The 20203-nt window shown below is 62.0% G+C and carries 12 protein-coding genes; 3 read left to right on the forward strand and 9 right to left on the reverse strand.

All coding sequences use genetic code 11. The features are described 5' to 3' along the window. Positions 1–12: 12 nt before the first annotated feature. The 6 genes from GQB03_RS10065 to GQB03_RS10090 form a co-directional block, all read right to left on the reverse strand. Complete coding sequence (locus GQB03_RS10065; RefSeq protein WP_159688291.1) at positions 13–2886, reverse strand: BPTD_3080 family restriction endonuclease; 2874 nt, start codon at positions 2884–2886, stop codon at positions 13–15. 11 nt (positions 2887–2897) lie between these two features. Beyond that, the gene (locus GQB03_RS10070) at positions 2898–6203 is read right to left on the reverse strand and encodes a site-specific DNA-methyltransferase (RefSeq protein ID WP_200832171.1); all 3306 of its coding nucleotides are present in this window, start codon (positions 6201–6203) and stop codon (positions 2898–2900) included. A gap of 448 nt (positions 6204–6651) precedes the next feature. Then, the gene (locus tag GQB03_RS10075) at positions 6652–7275 is read right to left on the reverse strand and encodes a hypothetical protein (RefSeq protein ID WP_159688295.1); all 624 of its coding nucleotides are present in this window, start codon (positions 7273–7275) and stop codon (positions 6652–6654) included. Beyond that, positions 7272–10181, reverse strand: coding sequence for a hypothetical protein (locus GQB03_RS22960; RefSeq protein ID WP_200832172.1), 2910 nt, complete (start codon positions 10179–10181; stop codon positions 7272–7274). The genes GQB03_RS10075 and GQB03_RS22960 overlap by 4 nt, the downstream gene beginning before the upstream one ends. 9 nt (positions 10182–10190) lie before the next feature. Continuing rightward, positions 10191–10682, reverse strand: a complete 492-nt coding sequence (locus GQB03_RS10085) for a helix-turn-helix transcriptional regulator (RefSeq protein WP_159688299.1) — start codon at positions 10680–10682, stop codon at positions 10191–10193. A gap of 316 nt (positions 10683–10998) precedes the next feature. Beyond that, positions 10999–12216 (reverse strand): tyrosine-type recombinase/integrase, encoded by a 1218-nt coding sequence (locus tag GQB03_RS10090; protein WP_159688303.1) that lies wholly within the window; start codon positions 12214–12216, stop codon positions 10999–11001. Positions 12217–12906: 690 nt separating this feature from the next. Here GQB03_RS10090 and GQB03_RS10095 point away from each other — a divergent pair. The 3 genes from GQB03_RS10095 to GQB03_RS10105 all read left to right on the forward strand — a co-directional run bounded on the left by GQB03_RS10095 (position 12907) and on the right by GQB03_RS10105 (position 16177). Next, complete coding sequence (locus tag GQB03_RS10095) at positions 12907–13752, forward strand: FecR domain-containing protein (RefSeq protein WP_159688305.1); 846 nt, start codon at positions 12907–12909, stop codon at positions 13750–13752. Positions 13753–13833: 81 nt separating this feature from the next. Then, positions 13834–14706, forward strand: a complete 873-nt coding sequence (locus GQB03_RS10100; protein WP_159688308.1) for a c-type heme family protein — start codon at positions 13834–13836, stop codon at positions 14704–14706. A 16-nt stretch (positions 14707–14722) separates the two neighbouring features. After that, positions 14723–16177 carry a serine/threonine-protein kinase gene (locus GQB03_RS10105; protein WP_159688310.1) on the forward strand — a complete coding sequence of 485 codons (1455 nt, stop codon included), beginning with the start codon at positions 14723–14725 and terminating at the stop codon, positions 16175–16177. A 115-nt stretch (positions 16178–16292) separates the two neighbouring features. Here the strand turns inward: GQB03_RS10105 and GQB03_RS10110 are convergent, their stop codons facing one another. The 3 genes from GQB03_RS10110 to GQB03_RS10120 all read right to left on the reverse strand — a co-directional run bounded on the left by GQB03_RS10110 (position 16293) and on the right by GQB03_RS10120 (position 20157). Continuing rightward, positions 16293–17648 (reverse strand): tetratricopeptide repeat protein, encoded by a 1356-nt coding sequence (locus GQB03_RS10110; RefSeq protein ID WP_159688313.1) that lies wholly within the window; start codon positions 17646–17648, stop codon positions 16293–16295. 249 nt (positions 17649–17897) lie between these two features. Next, positions 17898–18899, reverse strand: a complete 1002-nt coding sequence (locus GQB03_RS10115; RefSeq protein WP_159688316.1) for a LirA/MavJ family T4SS effector — start codon at positions 18897–18899, stop codon at positions 17898–17900. A gap of 178 nt (positions 18900–19077) precedes the next feature. Continuing rightward, a complete protein-coding gene (locus GQB03_RS10120; RefSeq protein WP_159688318.1) occupies positions 19078–20157 on the reverse strand; it encodes a hypothetical protein in 1080 nt (359 codons plus the stop codon). Positions 20158–20203 lie beyond the last annotated feature (46 nt).

Here is a 20203-nt window from a genome sequence, read left to right on the forward strand (position 1 = left end):
CCGCAATCCGGATCACCCAGGGACCAATACTCCCTCACCGATCGGTCCCGACGCCCCCGCGTTCCCGGCGTGATGCACCAGCACATCATCGACCTTCGAGGGCTCGCCCTTCACCACATCCCAGCACCACGTCCCGAAACCGCCCCGTGCATTCACCGCCCGCACCCAGGCGTCGAGCGCCATGCGCTTGACCCGGTTCTGGTCCGAGTCCTCGCCCTTGATCTCCAGCACCAGCCGCTTGCCGTTGGCGAGCTCGATCAGGAAGTCGGGCACGAAGCGCCGCCGGCTGCCGCGCCACAGGTAGTAGATCTGGAACCCCAGGTGGTCGTTCTTGGCGTAGGCCGCCACGTCAGCCCGCTGTTCGAGCACATTGACCGTGTAGGCTTCCCAAGTGCTGTCCGAGACTGCGTGGCTGATCTGCGACTTGGTCGTCTCGACGCAAGGCTTTGTCGTGTACCAAGTGCGCATGTTGCGCGTCGAGCCGATCGGGAGCTCGCTATCGAACACGGGTTCCAGCCGCTCGGCGTTCTCCTGCCGGAAATGATCGACCACATGCTGGACGATGGTGTCGATCGAGAGCGCGAACAGGATGCGCTTGCGCAGCGGCTCCTGATGGAACAGTGACGGGATGTCGAGCCGATCGGACTGGAAGAACTCTTCGACCAGTCGCACCAGTTGCTGTACGAGGTATTCGCGGCTGCCGGTGAAGCCGTGCCGCATTTCGGCAAATGCCTTGCGCGCCGCCACGAACAACACGCGCTGCAGCCGGAACTCTTCGGGCAGCTTCTCCAGGTCAATGGACACCGCCTTGCTAAGGTCGGCCGCACCGCCCAGGGCGGGAGCCATATCCGCGCTGACGTGGATCTTGGCCGGATCGAGTTTGAGCACCGACATCCTCGACCAATCGACGCGCAGGGTGGAATGCACGACCACATCGACCCGCAGCACGTTGGGCCAACTCATCTCCAGCTCGGCGCGCTCCTGGATCGCCTCGACCTGCGTGCTGTTTCGCGGCGGCGGCGGCGCATCGCCCCCAGCACCCACATCCTCGAACACCGACAGCGGAACACCGAACACGTTGACGTACTCGGCCTTGAACAGCATCCGCTCCTTGCCGTCCGGACACACCACGGGCTCGGTGTCGTAGGACACCCGGCGTAGGCCGCGGCCGATCACCTGCTCGCACAGAAGCTGGCTGGTGAAGGCGCGCAGGCCCATGATGTGGGTGACGTTCTTGGCATCCCAGCCCTCTGAGAGCATCGCCACCGAGATCACGTTCTGCAGATCCTGGCCCGCGCTGCCGCGTTTGCCGACGTTGTCGATGATCGCGCGCAGCAGTTCTTCCTTCTTCAGCGCCAAGAGTTCAGCCTTGCGCGTTGGCAGGATGTCGGCTGCATCGACAATCTCGCGCAGCACCGCCTCATACGCCTTGTCAGTCCCCGATGTCTCGCCCACCTCCGCTTTATCGAGCACCTTGGAATCGACGCGCAGGGTGCGACTCGGCGCGTGCAGTTCAGGCCAGTACGCATCCCCCGACCGGAAGTAGTATTCAATCCGCGCCGCGGTCTCCGTGCGGTTACACACCGACAGCATCACCGGCGGCGAAGTGTGATTGTTCGCCTGCCATGCCTTCAGCGTCTCGCGCCAGTCGGCCCCCAGCAGGGTGTAGGCTTCCTGCACGATCTGCGGCAAGGCCTCGTGCGGCTCGGCCCCCCGGCGGTTCAAGTCCTCCGCGACCTCGGGCTCGCGGTACAGGTGATAGAGCTTGCTGCGATAGGTCTGCGCATTCGGCAGCGCGTTGTCGCGGATCACCACCCGCGGCGTCTTCACCAAGCCGGCCTCGATCGCGTCGTACAGGCCGAAGTCCGAGATCACCCACTCGAACAGCGCCGCCTCGGTGCTGGTCTTGCCTGTCGGTGCGAACGGCGTCGCCGACAGGTCGAAACAGCGGCTGATGCGGCGCATCTTGTGAATGCGGTCCAGGCCCTCGACCCAGCGCGTGGCCTCTTCCAGGTCGATACCGAGCGCCTCCGCTTCCTTCTTGCTGACCTTGCTCTCGGCCGGCTTGCGGTAGGCGTGGTGGGCCTCGTCGTTGATGACGATGATGTCCTTGTAGCCAGCGAGCTTGCCGAGCACCCGGCGCACATAGGCTTCATCGCTCTCCGCGCCCTTCTTCACCACCGAGCGGTCCTGCTCCTTCAACGGCATCAGGTTGTGCCAGTTCTCGATCAGGATCTCGAGCTGGTTCAGCTTCTGCCGCAGCGCTTCGTTCGGGCACAGCGCGAAGGCGTCGTAGTAGTTCTCTGGATGCCCTGGCAGCAGCACCTGCAGCCGCTCCTTGACTGTCAGGCCCGGCGCGACGATGAAGACAGCCCGTGCAAAATCCTTCGTGCGCTTCGGGTAGGTCAACGCGTTGAGCACCTGCCACGTGATGATCATCGCCATCACCGTGGTCTTGCCGCTGCCGGTCGCCATCTTGTTGCAGACGCGCTCCCACGCGCCGCCATCGCCGGGAATGGCGATGCCCTGCTTGTAGTCGGCCGGTGCCTCGACGTGCCAGATCAGCGTCTCGATGGCTTCGAGCTGGCAGAAGTAGAACGCGTACTGGCGGCTGATCTCGTCGTCCTGCCAGTGCGCGAGCAACTGCCGCGTCACCGACGTCACGCCCGGGTAGCCGGCCCCCCGCCACGCATCAACGCGCTCCCGGATGCGGTTGACGAGGTCGAGCTCGACGCTGCGGATCGTGTTGTTGCGCGTGTCGAAGATCTCGTAGCCCGCGGGGCGTCGGCCATCGACCAGTTCGAGCTTGCTGTCGCTCTTGCGCCGCCAGTGGTGTGTCGGGGCCTCGAACGGCGAGCTGATGATCAGGGACCGCGGCGTGCTCATGGTCTCGCCCATCACTGCAACCCGATCACTTTCAGCGACTCGATACCGCGGTCATCGACGATCTTCACCGCCACCTTGCGGTTCTCGCCGGCCTCGAAAGGCAGGCTCACCGTGCCGTGGAATTTATCCAGGCGGGCTTCGTCCAGCTCGGCGCGGATGTTCTTCTTCAGCTTCTCCCAGCCCTCGCCCTTGCCGGCCATCGGGAAGAACACTTGGCGCGGGAAGAGGCTGCGATCGTCGTAGTCGGTGTCGAGCGCCCACATCGCGATATTGCGCTTGCCGCCGGACACGAGTTCGCCCCTCACGGTGTCGAAGTAGTCGAAGCCGTGCACCTCGACTTCATACTGGCCGCCCTTGAGCGTGCGCACCTCGACCTCGGGCTGGCCCATCAGCCAGAAGCTCTGGTTGCTGGCGCGCGCCTTCTTCAGGTCTTCGGTCAGCAGGTCGGTGTTCATCTGCGCCTTGAGCGCGGTGATGCCGCGGAGGCTGTCGATGTCCTTGGCCGCCTCGGGGTCGAAGGTGAAGGCGCAGAACACGATCATCTTCGGCAGCGGGAACAGGTTACCGGCCTCGTTGAGCGCATTGGCGACCTGACGCTGCTCCAGCGCGGCGTGCTCCGGGCCGAAGCTCACTACCACGCGCTCGCCGCTGTCCAGATGGCCCACGGCATGCAGGTTCGCCATGTCGGCGTCGAAGGGCAGTGCCTCCAGGTCGGCGAACTTCAGCATCTGGCCGCCCTTACCGCGGATACCGGTTTTCAGCAGCTCGTCGCGCCACTGGTGCTGGCGGCCGGATTCACCGGTACGCGCGATGCTTGCGTCGGCCTCCTCCGGGCCGCTCGCTTCTTCCAGCGACTGCACGCTCGGGAAGGGCACCGCCTCGACGGTGAAGGGGCCGGTGATGCGCAGCTTGTTCCTGGCGATCGCGGGCTGGTCGTAGAGCACTTCCTGATCGGCGTGCGCCGCGATCGAGTCGTCCATCTGGCGCTGCATGGACTGACGGGCTGCGTGGAAGGCGTCGAGCGCCTCAAGCAGCGGCGCAGCCAATATCAAGGGCAGATTGAAGGGGACCTCCCATTCCAACCAGCCGGCATCGGCTTCACTAAAGTCGAACCGGGTGCCCTTGCGGCCGCCCTCTTGCACAACGAACTCGAAGGTCGGTGCGGACTGGCGGAAGGCTGCATTCAGATGTAACAGTGCGGCGTCGATCGCCGGATGCATCCGTTCGTAGATGGTGTCGATATCTGGGTTATCCGCGATCTGTTTGGGCGTCACATGAATAGCAGTCCCATAAATGAACCCACCCTTCAAACCCTCGTGCGGATACTTGAGCTCGAAGTAATCGAAGCTCGCGGTCATAAGACGCTGCTTCGCCAGTGTCACTGCAACACGCGAGGTGTCGCAGGTGATCCAGCGACGACCCCATTTCTCTGCGACGGCGGCCGTTGTCCCGCTGCCGCAGGTTGGATCGAGCACGAGATCGCCGGGGTCAGTAGTCATCACCAAGCAGCGCTCGATCACCTTTGTTGTCGTCTGAACGACGTAAACCTTCTCGGCGTTGAAGCCCCCAGATTGGGTGTCAAGCCAGACATTGCTCAAAGGCTTGGCGGGATTGAAGTCCCAAAACAGCTTGAAGGCGACGTCGTTCCCGATCTGGAAGACGTGACCAGAACGAGCGATTCTTGGCATGTCCGCTACAGGATCTACGGTCCAATGCCTGTTCGAGTTGCACTCGAATTGCAGCCCTTGAAACCCAAAAGGCTTTGGATTGCTTGATGGGCCATCTGAATTCAGGGGGCCATGCCGAAAAATGCGGCCTATCCCAGCCGTCAGCGACGGGTCTTCAGACTCAGCTTTCGTGAGGTATCTCCAACTTCCATTTGCGAGCAACAACCTCCTGTAATACTTGTCTCCAACATCAGGATACCGAGCGTGGTCTCGTATCTCGCGGTACTTCACGCGACCCTTATCTTTGGCATACCAAATCACATAGTCTTCGACTAAGGACAGGGTCTTTTTTGTGAAACCACCCGTCTTCTGGATGACGATCTGACCGAGGAAGTTCGCGGCCCCGAAAACATCATCCAAGAGTTCTCGGACACGGTGCAGATTCTCATCGGAGATCTGAACGAACACGCTGCCCGACTCATGCAACAGCTCCCGCGCCAGCAGCAGCCGGTCGCGCAGATAGGTGAGGTAGGAATGGATGCCCAACTCCCAGGTATCCCGAAACGCCTTGATCATCTCGGGTTCCTGCGTCAGGTCCGCATCGTTGCGGTCCTTCACGTCGCGTTTTCCGACGAAGGGCTGGAAGTTGCTGCCGTACTTGATGCCGTAAGGCGGGTCGATGTAGATCATCTGCACCCGACCGGCCATGCTCTCCTTCTGCAGCAGGCTGTTCATGACCAGCAGACTGTCGCCCGCGATCAGCCGGTTCGCCCAGCCACGCTCGTGGCGGTAGAAGTCGATCGCGTCACGCAGTGGCAGGTTCTCGAAGGGCGCATCGAACAGGCCGGGCTGAATGGCCTTCTCGGCGCCCTTGGCCTTGCCCTCGCCCTTCATCGCCTTGCGCACGGCCGACAGGATGCTCGCCGGGTCGATGCGCTCGTGGACGTGCAGGCTGACGGTGTCGATCTCGAAGCTGGTGCGCTCGGCCTTGCCTGCCCAGTTCAGGTAGGGCGACTGCAGGCGCTTGAGCTCTTCCAGGGCCTCGCGCATGCGGTCGGTGTCGCCCGACTCCAGCGCGTCGTCGATCAGCTTCTCGATGTTGGCGCGAGCGGGGTCGAACTGCAGCGCCGGGTCGAGGTGCGGATCGTAGGCCCAGCGCGTCTTTCCCGCCTCCGGGTCCGTGGCCGGCGTCACCATGCCGACCTCCGGGTTGTTCTTGCGCTTGTCGGCGTGGCGGTAGGAGATGATCTGCGCCGCCTCTCTGGCAGCACTGCGCGCAACCGGCGCTGTGGGGCGCGTCGCAGCAGCCGGGGATTTCGGGGTGGTTTGTACGCTCAACTTGGGGCGCTGCTGCGCCTGCAGAGCAAAGCCATCAGCATCGTCCGCCAGATCGCCGGATGCCCCTGACGCGACCTTGTCCGCCACCTTCGCGCGCCGCACCGAGCCGCCGCGCCCTTGCCCCTTCAACAGTGCGCCATCGGCAACCAGCGTGCTGTGGGCCTGCCAATAGTCGTCATCGCCGATCGACAGCCCCTCGGACTGCAACAGCTTGTCGATCTCGCGGCGAAGGGCGGTATTGCCGATCGTGGAACCATCGGACGGGACGATGGAAAGCATCGCGCGCGCGACGCGATCTTGCAGGCTGGACACGGAAAGCACTCCCTGATCTTCTTATTTGCAGACCACCAACGGTGGTTTGCGGGTGATTATGGCCTGCGAGTCCTGCATTTGTCATTTTGGGGCGCTTCCAGATGAGTGCTCTGATTACTCAGGGACGTTCGTAATGCTGAGTTTTGCTGAAACCGTCCGGGCATCTACGCGCGCGCTAAAAGTCCGAGAAACTCGGCAATGGCTGCAATCAGCCCATCCTTTCGATAAGCCGGCTCCGGTGTCTCCGATCGGTTCGACGGATACGACAGTGGATGCCAGCACTCGCCACGGCGTCAGCCGTTGTAGAACGCCCGCGCAATGCGATTGTCGCCGCTGCCGAATCAGCACATCCCGCCCTCGGAGATTTTCTGGAATCGATTGCGGCGATGAAGCTGCGGAAATTACCTCGATTCGCCCGCCCCCTTAACAGCAAAGGGGGCGCCGCTATTCACGAGCTACGACCTCCCGCATGGTGCCAGTCCTCGTGCGACAGGTGGCTCGCGCAGCCGATGCCCTGATCGTCAGGCAGTCGTCGTAGCGGGTGACTGGCGCCATAAGCGGGCGCCAGATCATCCCGCCCACCAGCGCAATGGCCCGGCCACGACAAACCCGGCGTCTTTCGATGTCGGCAGGTCGAGCAGCCCCGCTTTAGCGCGTGCGCGTACAACTCGAAATGCCGATTTCTGTGCGTACCTTTGCGTACTTCGGCTAGCAGTTCCGCTGTGATCATGTTCGATTCGGCGGCCGGCGCGTCGGCATGTTCGACGGGTGTGCGATCCAGCGGTTCTTTGCCCGTAGGAGTCGGCAGCCAGTCGGTTGGCCGGGTAGATGGTGCGGTGTCGGTCGGAGTGTCGCCCCCGTCCCCTGATGGGGGCGCAGTTGCGCGGTGCGGTTGACCAAGTTCGTCAACATCACGTCCTCCGACAATTTCTGCGATGAGGAGCGCTTTTGAGTGGCGGATACGCTCGATCAGCTCGGGTGTGAGTGCCCCTTTCGGGGCGTCGAGAAGCAATCCGCCGTCGTCATCGAGACTGGCAATGACATCTAGGTCGAGCAGGTCCGAGACGTTCATAGCTTCCTTACCTCTCGTGCGATGTCGTGCCCGGTGACACTTTTCTCTGTCGCGCCGACGGGAACCTGCAAAACATGCGAAGCCTGCACCACGCGCCATTGGGTAGCGCCCCGGGCCGAGCTCACGCTGTTGAACTTCAGCCCGTTGATGATTCTGCCCTGATGATGCTTGATCCACCAACCGAGTCGCCCACGGTTGATCTCGCCGCGCTCCTCTGCAATATCCTTGAGCACTTCTGCGAAGTCAGTGCCGTTGGCGTCGAAGCCGTATGCTCTACGTACAACGTCGCGAACCAGCATCGGCGTCGAGCCGTGCGCTGCGTGCCACTCAGTCAACATTCGACCGAGCAGTTCCGCGTCGGGGTCATGTGCAAGTTGTTCGAACAGCCTCTCAGCCGGATCAGGCCGGCCAAGCCACAGCAAAGGCTGCCTGCAACAATCCGCCCACCGCCCATAGCTGGCAACCGGTTTCACCTCTGTATGCGGTGCACCTGCTGCGATCCATGCCCTAATTATGACCAGCGCCGCCGATACATATAGTGCGCGGTCACGTCGGACTTCTGCTTCGAGATGGGGGCGCTTGAACACGCGTGCAACGGGGTTTTCACACCGTGCATCTAGATGGATAGTCAGCACACGCCGTGCCATGTCCCGCACCGGTCCCACGTTGTTTCCTGAGAACAGGAACAGAGTCCTTGTGCTGCACGACACGTCCTTGCTCACACCCAGGAGGCGACCGCCAATAAATTCCTCCGTCATGCACGTTTTCAAAGCTTCGCTCGGGACGATATCGCCGTTCAGGTCGTCGAAGTTGACGACGGCGGGCGACTTGATAAGCAGCGCGATGAGCGTTTTGCGCATTTCGTCTCCGTTGCTAGGAAAGGCGACGCCAGGGACATTCTGTGGTGTCGCCAAGGCGCTGATGAGCCTCGACAGGAACGATTTTCCTGAGCCGATCGTGTGTGCCGCCACATGAAAACCCGGTGCCGTTGGAAGGCTTGGCCTACATGCCGCCGTCAACATCGCGGATAGAGCCGCCGCGCGATCGTTGTCAGTGTCGAAGGCGACTTCATCGAGCAGCCCATCAAGCCGCGCCAGTGCGGCTTGAGCATCGGCGTTAGTGGGCTTGTCGGGGATGTGGTAGTCGCGCGCATTGAACACACCGAAGCGCCCAGTCAGCGTGTCGTAGCCTGCTGCCGTCACCACCGAGCCGTCATTTCTCAGGTGTGGTTGGCGGGCAATGCCACGCAGTACGGGCAGGTGCGGATAGTCGCTCGAGTCGAACAGCACGCCCGCATGACGTGCAGGGGGGTCAGCCACCACCCATGCCTTTTCACGTCCGTCGAACTTTACCCAATCCGCTACCCGCGACAGTGCCCGCACAAGCGCTGGTTGAGTCACAGGGACGATGGCAGTTTCGTCGCTGGCCGGGTCAGTCTGCACCGTCGCCACCAAACCCGCAGACTGGTAGTAGCGCCCCGAATCCGCAAGTAGTCGTTCGGCACGATCCACAATCCGATGTATTTGCCCGGCCTGGATGCGCACTGTGGGCTTCATGCGCGCCTCTGCTGCTTGGACGCTTAGCAACCCGAGCAGATCACGGATGCGCAGTCGATCACCGTGGCTGTGCATACACTTGAAACCGCCGAGCGGAAATCCGTCGGCAGGCTCGAAGTACGCGGTGCCGCCGTCGATACCATGGGTGTGCTCATTGCACCACGGACAGGTGATTTCGTGCTTGCCGCTACCGAGCGGAGACTTGTACAGCTTCATGTCCTTTAGTGCCGCAATAACGGGGTTCTGGTCGGGCGCAGGGATGAATACACCATCGTCGGGCGCGTCATCGCGCGATGACATCATTGCGGACTTCGCAGACGTTTTCTTTGGTCGCCCTGCTGCGGGAAGTGCCAACCCCAAGCCGTCAACAAGCGCCTGCACCGTGTAGCGTCGATCAGGTGCCCACTCAGTTAGCTTGCACTCGAACACCGGCGAACGCTTGCCATTGATGGCGACCGGCAGACGTGCGAGGCGAGCCGTGGGGCCGTTCGCGCCCGGGTCGCACAGACCTGCGTCGATAATTGCCGTCATAAGCCCTTCCGCCCGAGCTGAATCGGTGACAGGCTCGGCCAGGATGAAACCGCCTTGGTAGTTGCCCGGCGATGTTTCGAGCAGCCACGACAGCCGAAGTGACACCGGCAAACGATCCATGTCGACCTTAGTGCCCAGATCGTCGAGCATGACTGCGTGCAGCGCGGCGAACGTTTTTTTCGTGCGTCGGAACTGACTCGCATCGTCGTTGAAGTAGCTCGAAACGCCGAAGTAGTTGTTCGCCGTGTGCGGTGTATTCGCTGGCGCAGGTCGAGCAAACCACCGAGACTTCGGCCCCCCGTCGGGTGCTGGATTGCCGGGGAAACTCACGATGCCGGGGCGCGCCCCTTCAGGCAGCGTGTCGAAGATTGCGGCCAAGAAGTCGTCGTTCGAAACGTTGCAGCTTTTGCAGCTTTTGCTGGCTTTCGACGGAGCGTCTGCGAGAAGTGTCACGTCGCCGCGGCGGGTGAGGGGGGCGTCGGAGGTCGTCATTACACGCTCCCCATCTGCAGCATGCCCCCCAGCCTGCGTCGGCGGCCTCGTCAGCCCCCCGTCGATCTTGCTGCGGTTGTGGTTGGCCGGACCGGCCGCGCCCCTGTAGTTGCCGCGAACGCTATCAGAGTTTAGGTCGCGCCCGCGTTCAGGCCACGACAGCGGAAAGACTAGACCAGCTTCTTCGCGCTCAGTTTCACGCAATCCTTCACGTGTAGAATTGGGTTCAGTTGAAGTGCTTCGGGTGCGGCCTTGCTTGGGGGCCAGCCCCGTTTCTTTTATGCAGGTTTCAGCCTCGGCTTGATGCCGATATTGATTGGTCGCCATGACTGAACCTCACGCGGATAGAGCGCGGCGAATGTCGCCAGCAGCCCATACGTTGTTTGAGGTCAGCCCCAGTTTTCGAGGTTTGGGTAGGATGCCCTTGTCGATCCAGCGGTAGAGCGTTGCGCGGCTCTTTCCGGTAATCGCTTTCAACGCGGCAATGTCAATGCATGCGGAATCAGGCAGGCGGTCGAAGTGCTCGACCGTAGAAGGCAGGGTGTTGCGGGTGTTGGTTGGGCGTCCGGTGCGTCGCCGGTCCGGGTCGGGGTCGCCATCACCGTCGCCGTCGTCATCCGATGCGGCTACCTCCGGAGCCGCCGTAGCTGTCGAAGATCCGCCAATATTTTCGCCGCAGTCGGTGGCGCACTCGTTGATGATGCTCAGCGATGCTGGCCGCAGTCTCGTTGCACGCTCGGCCTTCTGTATGTCTTGGCCCCAATCGCTAAACACTCTGCACATGTGATCCACCAAGCAGTTGTAGCTGTCCGAAACAAACAATCTCATACTCGCGTTCCTCAGAAAATTCGTCGTCTCATATCGGTGCAGGCGGACTTATAGCACACTGGCCTGTTGCCAATTCCACTGACATTGATTACGACCCGGTAACAATCTCTGCAAGAGCGCTGTTGCGCGACCGAGTTCAATTGCTTGCCGCACCACTTCTTCTCGATATTCCACTCTATAGGCTCGTTTTGAGATCCCGTTTCCCATCTTTACGTCCTCATGTTCGCTTTGAGGCCGATTCATGGCGTCCGTTTATGGGGGACAAGCCCTTATCGGGTCAGCAGCATGCCGCATATCCCGCCATCTATCGCCCCTGTCATGCAGCCGCCATGCTCCCAATCGGGATGACATTTTCGGCTGGCTTCGTGACGCAATAGCTAGCCCAATCGGCCATCAGAGCCCGACGTTTTTCCAATAGATCCCCGCGCCGGTATGCCGCTTCCACCGCATTGCCGACGGTGTGCGCGAGGGCTTGCTCGGCAACGATGTTCGGGTAGTGAGTTTCCTCGGCCGCCCAATCGCGGAACGTTGAGCGAAAGCCGTGAACAGTCAGATCACCAAGGCCAAGTTTCCGGAGAACCATTGTCATCGCCATGTTCGATAGTGGCTTGCCAGCCTTCGCGCCGGGGAATACATAACCTTCGCCCTTGCCGATGATGGTGTTGAGCAGCGCTAATGCCGCCTCGGACAGGGGAACACGATGCGGATTACCGGCTTTCATGCGCTCGCCGGGGATCGTCCACAGCCGGTTTGCAAGATCGAACTCATCCCATGTGGCGAGCAGTACCTCCGACGTGCGGCAGGCCGTCAGGATCGTGACTTGCAGCGCCACTGATGACAGTGAATGACGCTCAGTGGTTAGCCGCTTGTAGAAAGATGGCACGTCTCGGTAATCCATCGCAGCATGGTGTTCACGGCTGGCCTTGCTTCGTTTGGGGAGCAACTTGTCGAGGTGTCCGCGCCACGCCGCAGGGTTGATGCCGGTTGCCAGTCCTTTCGCACGCGCCGCGTCGAGCACAAGTTCGATCCTGTTGCGCACGCGGTTCGCGGTCTCCGGTTTGGCCGTCCATATTGGCTTGAGCGCCCCGAGTACATCGTCTGTGGAGATTTCGCCCACAGACTTGTCACCTAGCTTCGGATACACGTATTGCGCGAGCGTGTTCTCCCACTGCTGGCCGTGCTTGGCGTTGCGCCAGCTCCCACGGTGCGCTTCGATGTATTCGAGCGCAGCATCCTTGAACGTCGTCGCCGCGGCCTTCTCTGCAACCTCCGCCGCCTTGCGAACCTCCAGTGGATCTTTGCCTTGCTTCGCCAGCTTGCGCGCCTCTGCAGCCTTTTCTCGGGCCTCTGCGAGCGTCAGCACGGAACACGCCCCCAAGCCCATCATCCGACGCTTCCCGTCGATCTGGAAACGGAACTGCCAGGACGTCGCGCCCGTCGGCCCAACTTTGAGGTACAGCCCGTCGCCATCTGCTGTCGCCCCTGGTCGAGCATCCCGGATCAGTTTGTCGACCTGCTTCGTTGTCAGTGCCATATTGCCTCCGAGTCACCACTGCGTCACCATCCGAGTTACCACTCGATTATGGATTAGGAAGATACAGCGTGAGACAATGCGAAACAAGTTAGATGGCTATTTGTCTGTAATTTCAGCGTGTTAAATGAGTGTTGGGGTGTCTCATCTTGAGTTTCGTTATATCATGATGGCGGACGCCCTCTCCGCCAGAATGTCCAGCAAACAAGCGCCTTTCCGGGCGCTTTTTTGTTTCCCGAATCCGCGATGCGCTGTGGCATGACGAGCGTGCGTTCCTGCCCGTCGGTAAGCGCATCGGGTGTCGAGTCGGAATGACAGACCTTCAGGATTCCTGTCAGGTCCGCGGGCCTCACGGGAATTCCGGCTGAGCCTGGGAGCTTGATGGTTCGAGCCGGTTGGGCTTGGTACGTCAATCCGATACTGCGGTGTCGCGTGCGCCATGAGGGCGCGAGTGCATGTGTCCGCCGGGGGAGTGATAACCGCCGCTGCCGGAATGTGGTGACCGGATCTGCGCCTGCCCAGGGCAGGACGTTCCCCCTGCATGGTCCGCAGAGCGGCCCTGCGGCGCATGAACCGTGGCGCAATCCGCAGGGTCTGGCGTTTTTGGCACCCAAGTGAGCGGCATCCTAGTATTCTTCTACGCGAGATTAACAAATAGACACTCTTTTTCTGATGGCTCTGCGCCTTCCTTCCATGCTCCGTTTCAGTTTGTTGCTGCTTGCGTTGGTGGTTTTTTCGTCAGCCCAGGCGCAAACGACGGGCAAGCTGACCTATGTCGAAGGGCAGGTTCAGGTAATCAGGGGTGCGCAGGCGCTTGCCGCAGTTGCGGGATTGCCGCTCGAGAGTTCGGATATCGTTGAAACCGGGTCGAACGCCTATGTGCTGCTGGAATTCGGGAACGGGATGAGGCTGGCTTTGGGAGGCGATACCCGCCTGATGCTGCGTTCGCTTGGCAGCTCTAAGGATGGCACTGTTGAGTTCGCGACACTGGGTGGGTGGCTCAAGGCCCAGTCAGGAACTGCGGAGAAGGACCCAGGGTACCGGATCGATACGCCGACACTTTCGGTTCGGTCGAGCGATGCAAGCCTCGTTCTTCGGGTGGGGGCCGAGACGAACGCCCTGTTCGTCGAGAGCGGGGCGGCGACCGCAGCAGTCCTTGATCGCCGGGGGCGTGCCGGCACGTCGAAGGCACTGCGTCGCGGCAATTTTCTGACTCAGCCTGCCGATCATTCTCTTGTGGTACGCGAGCGTCCGGGTCAGGAGTTTGTTGCGGCCTTGCCGAGACCCTTCCGGGATCCATTGCCTGATCTGCTGGACCATTTCAGGAACCGTCCGGTGAACGTCCGCATTCTCGGCGATGCGGACTACGCGTCGGCGGGACCGTGGCTGCAGGGCCCGAGGACCTGGCGCGCCGGGCTTGTGCCGCGCTTCAGCTCACGTGCCCGCGACCCGGAGTTCCGTCGCGGCCTTGTCGAAAATCTAAAACTCCATTCCGAATGGTCGCGGATACTGTATCCGGAGCGCTACCGCAAGCATTGAGGCGATCTCGTGCCGCCCGTGGGCGAGCCGGATGCAAGCACCTTTCGTGATCTTTGACCATGCTTCATACAGGGCATTTCCATGAAACTGATCGTCAAATTCAACCTTGCACTGAGCGTCGTCTTCCTGCTTGGGCTGGCCGGTGCGGGTTATGTTTCGCACAACGTCCTGCAGGACAATGCGCGGGACGAGATCCTGCAGAACGCCCGGATCATGATGCAGGGGTCGCTGGCCGCGCGGGGATATACCCAGAGCCAGATCGCGCCACTGCTGCAGAACCAGCTCAAGTACGAGTTTCTGCCCCAGTCGGTCGCCGGCTATGCGGCAACAGAGCATTTCAATGAGCTGAGAAAGCAGTATCCGGACTATACGTACAAGGAAGCGACGCTCAACCCGACAAATCCCCGGGACCGGGCCGCGGACTGGGAAGCGGACATCGTGAACAGTTTCCGCAACACCGCGGGTCAGACCGAAATCGTCGGTGAGCGCGACACCCCTTCCGGGCGCACGCTGTTCCTGGCGCGCCCGATACAGATCAAGGATCCGGGTTGCCTGCGTTGCCATAGCGTTCCGGACGCGGCACCCGCGTCGATGATCGCGCGATACGGTACCGCCAACGGTTTCGGCTGGCAGCACATGGAGATCGTCGGAGCGCAGGTGGTGTCGGTTCCCATGGAGGTGCCGATCCAGCGCGCCGAAAAGACATTCAAGGTGTTCATGATGCTGTTGGTGGCGCTGGTCGGCTTCATTTTCGTGTTGTTGAATGTCCTGCTGGTCAGTCTGGTCGTGCGGCCGGTCAATCGCCTGGCCGGGATTGCCGATCGGGTGAGTCTCGGCGAGATGAATGTCGAAGAGTTCGCGGTCAAGGGGCGGGACGAGATCGCGACCCTGTCGGAATCGTTCAGCCGCATGCGCAAGAGCCTGGTTCACGCGCTGAAGATGCTCGAATCCTGAGCCTGCGACACCATTCATGAGCATCCCGAATCATCTCGGCAAGTACGAGATCGTCGACATTCTTGGCAAGGGGGGAATGGGCACGGTATATCGTGCCCACGATCCTTCGATCGACCGGATTGTCGCGCTGAAGACCATTCGGCGCGAATTGCTGGACGGTGGCAATGGCGAAAGCATGGTCGACCGCTTCCGCAACGAAGCTCGTGCAGCCGGTCGGCTGAATCATCCCGGGATCGTGGCGATCTACGACTTCGGCGAGGATCAGGATGTCGCGTACATCGCGATGGAGTATGTCGACGGATGCGGACTGGGCCAGTTCATCAAGCATCATGACGCGCGGTTTCCCATCGCCGACGTCGTGAGCATCATGATCCAGCTTCTCGAGGCGCTCGAATACGTTCACCAGCGGGGGGTGATCCATCGTGACATCAAGGCTGCCAACCTGCTGATCACCGCAAGTGGTCGGCTGAAGATCACCGATTTCGGCATTGCCCGCATCGATGCGGCCAACCTGACCCTGGTCGGTTCCATCATCGGCACGCCGAATGCGATGGCACCCGAGCAGTTTCTCGGGCGAGAGGTTGACCACCGCGCCGACCTGTTCTCGGCCGGGGTGGTCTTCTACGAATTGCTGACCGGTGCGCGCCCGTTCACAGGGCCCGCCGAGGCCATGGCCTACCAGGTCTGCAATACCGAGCCGCCGGCACCGTCCTCGCTCAAGGCCGATGTTTCGGTGGAGTTCGACGAGATCTGTGCCCGGGCCCTCGCCAAGCGCCCGGAGGATCGTTACGCCGACGCCGAAGCCTTTTGTGCAGCCTTGCGGCTTGCATACGAACGTGCTTTTCTTTCGCCCGCCAGCCCATTGCTGTCGGAGGAAACCGTCGTGATGACGGCCCAGGCGGTACGCGAGCGCCTGGCTGCGCTGAAGGCTGGTGCGCCTGCGGCAGCGGCCCAATCGACCAGTGCGCCTTCCATGTCGGTGACGCCGACCCAGTGGCAGGAGGACACGCTGAGGACCGTGGAGCGCCAGCTTGCGGCGTATATCGGTCCGCTCGCACGCGTCATCGTGCGTCGTGCGGCGGCCAGTTCCGCCGACCTCGGCGAGCTTTACGGGAATATCCAGGACAAGCTGGACAGTGACGAGGCGCGCAAGGGTTTCCGCGACGGTCTGACCAGGGTCGGCCTGAAGCCGCCGGCGATGGAGACTGCTGCAAGCCCTGGTGGGACGAGCGGTGTGGCCGCTTCGCGGACCGGGGCTTCAGGCACAACCGGAGCGGGAATCACGCCGGCGGATCTGGAGCGTGCCACGAAGGCTCTCGCTCGTCATATCGGGCCGATCGCCGGTGTGCTGGTCAAGAAGGCCGCACGGGACGTCGGGGATCTTGCATCCTTGCATGCGGTGCTTGCGGCGAAGATCGATGGTGCAGCGGCGCAGGCCCGGTTCTTCGAGGATGTGGGCAGACAGGCCTGAGGGGCTGTCGGCAGGATACGTCCGATACGGCCTGTAGACGACTCCGGTCATCGCGGGCGGGGCGCGGCGGCCTATTGCTCACGGGGTGAGGTGGAAACCCTTCCTGGCAACCTCTTCAATGCCCGGGAGGCGGATCCGTGTCGGCACTGACCAGCAGCCCGGCGACCGGCTTGCCACCCTCGGTGCGCAGCACCACTTCCTCGGTTGTCGTCGTCGCAAAGCCCGCGGCCTGCAACATGGCGCAGACGTACTGCCTGGAATGCTGGTAGCGGCCGTTGGTGGCGAGTCGATAGCCGGTTTCGGGGGCCGCATCCTCGCTTGTCATCTCGACGGTGAAGATCAGGCTGCCGGGGCTTCGGAGCGAATGCCGCGCCGCTGCGAGAACGGCCTTGAGCGCACCGAAATAGCACAGCGTGTCGGCCGAGACGATCAGGTCGTAGCTTGCTTGCACGCTTGTTTCGAGGAAGCTCGTGATCTCGGCCTTGATCAATCGGTCATAGGACCTGCGACCCTGTGCCTTGGCGAGCATCGGCTGCGACAAGTCGATGCCGGTCAGGGTGCGGGCGTGGGGTGACAGCAGCGGTCCGCACAAGCCGGTTCCGCAGCCTGCGTCGAGGATGTCGAGCTCGTGCGCCGCGTCGCCGAAACGCCGTGCCACCGCTTCCGCGATGAGTTCGGGAGCACGGTAGGTCAGCGCGCTCAGCTTGGCATCGAAACTTTCGGCAAAGCTGTCGAACACGCTTTCCACGTAACCGTCGGTCGCGCGCTCCGGTACGTCTTCGCCACTGCAGGCGGCAAGATGGTGGCGTGCCGTGGCGTTGTCCGGCTCTTCGCGCAGCCAGGCGCGGTAGTACTGCACAGCCTCATCGATGCGACCGAGCATGCAGTACGCGTAGCCGAGCATCTTTCGCGCGGCAGGATTGGTGGGCATCAGGGCGATGCTCTCGCAATAATGCTTCACTGCCTCCTCGATGCGCCCGGTGCCGGCGAGGAGGTTGCCGAGGTTGTTGTGCGCATCGATATCTTTCCGGTCGAGTTCGAGTGCACGCCGGTAGGCGGCTTCGGCTTCGTCGAGCCGTCCCTGGGCCCGCCGCAGTACGCCGAGGTTGCTGTACAGGCCGGGGTTGCTGTCGTCGAATTGCAGGCTGTGCTCATAAGCCTCGCCGGCGAGTTCGAACCGTCCGAGATCCAGCAGGATGTTGCCAAGGTTGATCCAGACACCGGGCGCATTCGGGCGAAGTTCGGCACTGCGCCGGAGAAGCTCGATGGCCTCTTCCGAAAAACCGCGCTGATGACGCGCAATGGCGAGGAAGCCGAGTGCGTCCGGGTGTTCGGGGACCGCTTCGAGTACCCGCTTGTAGAGCGTCTCCGCCGCGTCGATCTCGCCTATGCGATGCAGGCGTGTTGCGTAGGCGAGCGCGTCCTCGAGGGTCATCTCGGTCGGCATGTCTGAGTCGGAAGGGCGATTCATGGATGGTGTCTGGCTCTGGAGGGCGGGAGGCGGTCGTTGCGAAGGATCGAATCCATTTGCACCGCTCGGAGGAAATATCGCGGTTTCAGGCAGGGTTGGGTGATGCGCCGTCCGATCCTAACATGGCGATTGCGTCGTTCAGCGATCGCGGCGCCCCGGCCCCCGGGCGTTCCCGGCTCGAATGCGTTTTCTGGTGGATCGTCTTGCGGCGGCCTGTCCGGTCCTCCGGTTGAAGACCCTGCCGATGCGTCATTCGGTGTAGTAGAAGATCATCTGTCCGGCCTTGCCGTGGAATGTGTGCGTGTACTTCTGGGCGCCCAGGGTCGTTGCATGCTGACCCGGTTTGAAGTCGGCAGCACGCTCCGCGCGAACGCCGCTCTTGTTCTTGTGCCAGCCGAGCTTGTCCTGTTCGTCGCGTCGGTGCGCCTTGATGTCCTTTTCCTGGATGCTCTGCACAACGCCGTTGTCCTCGGATAACCATTTGCGGTTGTTGTAGCGGTGGTAAAGGTAGTTGGCCACGAAGTGATCGTTGAGCAGGGCGCGGTTGCCCTTGACCGCCAGAAGATAGTCCATGATCAGCTGTGGCGACCGGTAGGAGTCGGTCTCGAGCGTTTCGCCGGAGACGAGTTCGGTCGCGAATTTCTTCATGTCCGGGGGAAAGGAGTCGGCGAGCCAGCTCCAGAGCGGTACCACGAGGGCACGCGCACTGTCCGCCGATGGTGCCCAGTAGTTGACCGAGTTTGCGTAAAGCTCGGGCACGCTCTGGGTCGTCCTGACCCCTTGAGCGATCGCCAGCCACTGAAGGCTGTGGCTGTGCTCCCCGTGGCGCGAGTCCATGCTGTCCTTCCAGAACAGCCTGGCGCGCACATGCTGGCCGAGCAGGGGGTCGCCGGCGAGCAGTTTCAAGCCGATCGGCGCGGTGTTGAGCTGGAGCCGGTTCTGGAACTGGAAGCCGTATCCGGTCGCAATCTTGCCCAGCGCGCATGAAAACTTGTTGCGGAATTTCTGCGGATAGTTGCGGTATTCGTCCCACAGCCTGGCCGAAACCTCCGCCAGCGCGCGTTCGAAGTCCGCCTTGTTGCACAGGAACGCCGCAATGGTGGCGTAATCATTCAGATATGCGCCGCTGTCGTGGGGGGCGTTCTCACGCTTGAACTGCTTGTCGCCAACAGCGTAACGAGCGTAGACGAACTTGTTCTTTTCCAGACTGAGCCGCGCCGCGGCCTGGTTCGCAAAAACGGTTCCGGTCATTTTCTGCTCCTGTGCGCATCAACGATTGGCAAGGCATCAACCGACGCTTCAGCGCGTGTATCGATTCAAATCACCGGCCCTCGAACAGTGCATGGAAGCGCGCCGTCGAACCCGCTATCGGAGATTCAGGCGCGGTGCTGTCAGTTTCTTCCGAGGCTCCGCGTGCGGCATGTCGGTTTCAAGGTGCGACATGGACCCCCGGCCCGAGGATTGCCATGCCAGGCCAACGGTCGAGAATCGCACCGATGGTCGTGGCCTGCCCTTGCGCGACGTTGCCCGGCACCTGTCCATGCATCAGCGCGACGACTTCGCCAGCGGCATTGATGACGATCGAACCCGAGTCCCCGGGAACCTGGAATCCGTACGCCGATGCGTCGTCATCGGCCTGTTCGATCAGGACCTGATCGGTCATCACGACGGGGGGGCCGAGGTCTCCGCGTGGAATCTGTGCCGGATTTGCGCCGAGGCACACTCCGTTACGTGCGCCTGTGGCGACGCCGTGCTTGCGGACGGGATCGTTGGCAACGAGGTTTCGGTTGTGGCCGGAGATGACCGTGCCTGCCGGTGTAACGTTCGAACACTGGATCCCGGTCGTTACCCTTGCCAGCGCGGCATCCAGCAGCGGCTCACCCTGATAGTAGGTCGCCACCTCATCGAAATACGTGCCACCGAGCAGGTGCGGGGGTTGCAGGATTGCCGCGTCGGTCGTTCCCGTTTTGCGCAAGACGTGCATGTTCGAGAGGATGTAGATCGCGCCGTTCAGCTGAACGAAACAGCCCAGGGTCCCCGGGCCGTTGGTTCCGCGCTGGCCGATGGCGCAGCCTGCCAGGAGCGGTCGCTGGTTGGTGCCGTCCCAGCCGCCCCAGGTCAAATCTACACCAACGCCACGCGACTGAAGCTGCATCACGCTATCGGCCAGATTGCTGAGTTCCGCTCTCAGAAGCGCCTGGCCGGAGGCCGCCGGGTTGGCGTTGTATGCCGCAATGCCGCGTGCGAGGTCGTTTGCGGGAACGCCGCTGTTGGCGCGCGCGGTGACGACCAGCAGGAGCGCACGGCGGTGGCTTCGCTCCACCGTCTCCATCGCCTTGCCGAGCGGATTGGCGGCGTAGCCTCCTTGCGCCATCGCCGCGCTGAGCGCCTTTCGCTGAGGCACGGTGAGTGAGTTGATATAGGCCTGGACCGCCGGTGCCTTGGTGGCATTGAGGCCGGTGATGACCGTCATGGTGTCGGTCAGCCGGGTTTTCCAGTTCTTGCTCATGGTCAATCTCCTGGGGTTGGTGTCGACCGGCCGGCGCAGTGTCGCT

It is taken from the genome of Cognatazoarcus halotolerans (assembly GCF_009800965.1).
Taxonomy (GTDB): Bacteria; Pseudomonadota; Gammaproteobacteria; order Burkholderiales; family Rhodocyclaceae; genus Cognatazoarcus; species Cognatazoarcus halotolerans.

Bases quoted from the DNA above. Each gene is read 5' to 3' on its own strand.
- GQB03_RS10110 (WP_159688313.1), bottom strand. From the start codon at position 17,648: ATGAATCGCCCTTCCGACTCAGACATGCCGACCGAGATGACCCTCGAG.
- GQB03_RS10100 (WP_159688308.1), top strand. From the start codon at position 13,834: ATGAAACTGATCGTCAAATTCAACCTTGCACTGAGCGTCGTCTTCCTG.
- GQB03_RS10115 (WP_159688316.1), bottom strand. From the start codon at position 18,899: ATGACCGGAACCGTTTTTGCGAACCAGGCCGCGGCGCGGCTCAGTCTG.
- GQB03_RS10085 (WP_159688299.1), bottom strand. From the start codon at position 10,682: ATGAGATTGTTTGTTTCGGACAGCTACAACTGCTTGGTGGATCACATG.
- GQB03_RS22960 (WP_200832172.1), bottom strand. From the start codon at position 10,181: ATGGCGACCAATCAATATCGGCATCAAGCCGAGGCTGAAACCTGCATA.
- GQB03_RS10120 (WP_159688318.1), bottom strand. From the start codon at position 20,157: ATGAGCAAGAACTGGAAAACCCGGCTGACCGACACCATGACGGTCATC.
- GQB03_RS10095 (WP_159688305.1), top strand. From the start codon at position 12,907: ATGCTCCGTTTCAGTTTGTTGCTGCTTGCGTTGGTGGTTTTTTCGTCA.
- GQB03_RS10075 (WP_159688295.1), bottom strand. From the start codon at position 7,275: ATGAACGTCTCGGACCTGCTCGACCTAGATGTCATTGCCAGTCTCGAT.
- GQB03_RS10090 (WP_159688303.1), bottom strand. From the start codon at position 12,216: ATGGCACTGACAACGAAGCAGGTCGACAAACTGATCCGGGATGCTCGA.
- GQB03_RS10065 (WP_159688291.1), bottom strand. From the start codon at position 2,886: ATGAGCACGCCGCGGTCCCTGATCATCAGCTCGCCGTTCGAGGCCCCG.
- GQB03_RS10105 (WP_159688310.1), top strand. From the start codon at position 14,723: ATGAGCATCCCGAATCATCTCGGCAAGTACGAGATCGTCGACATTCTT.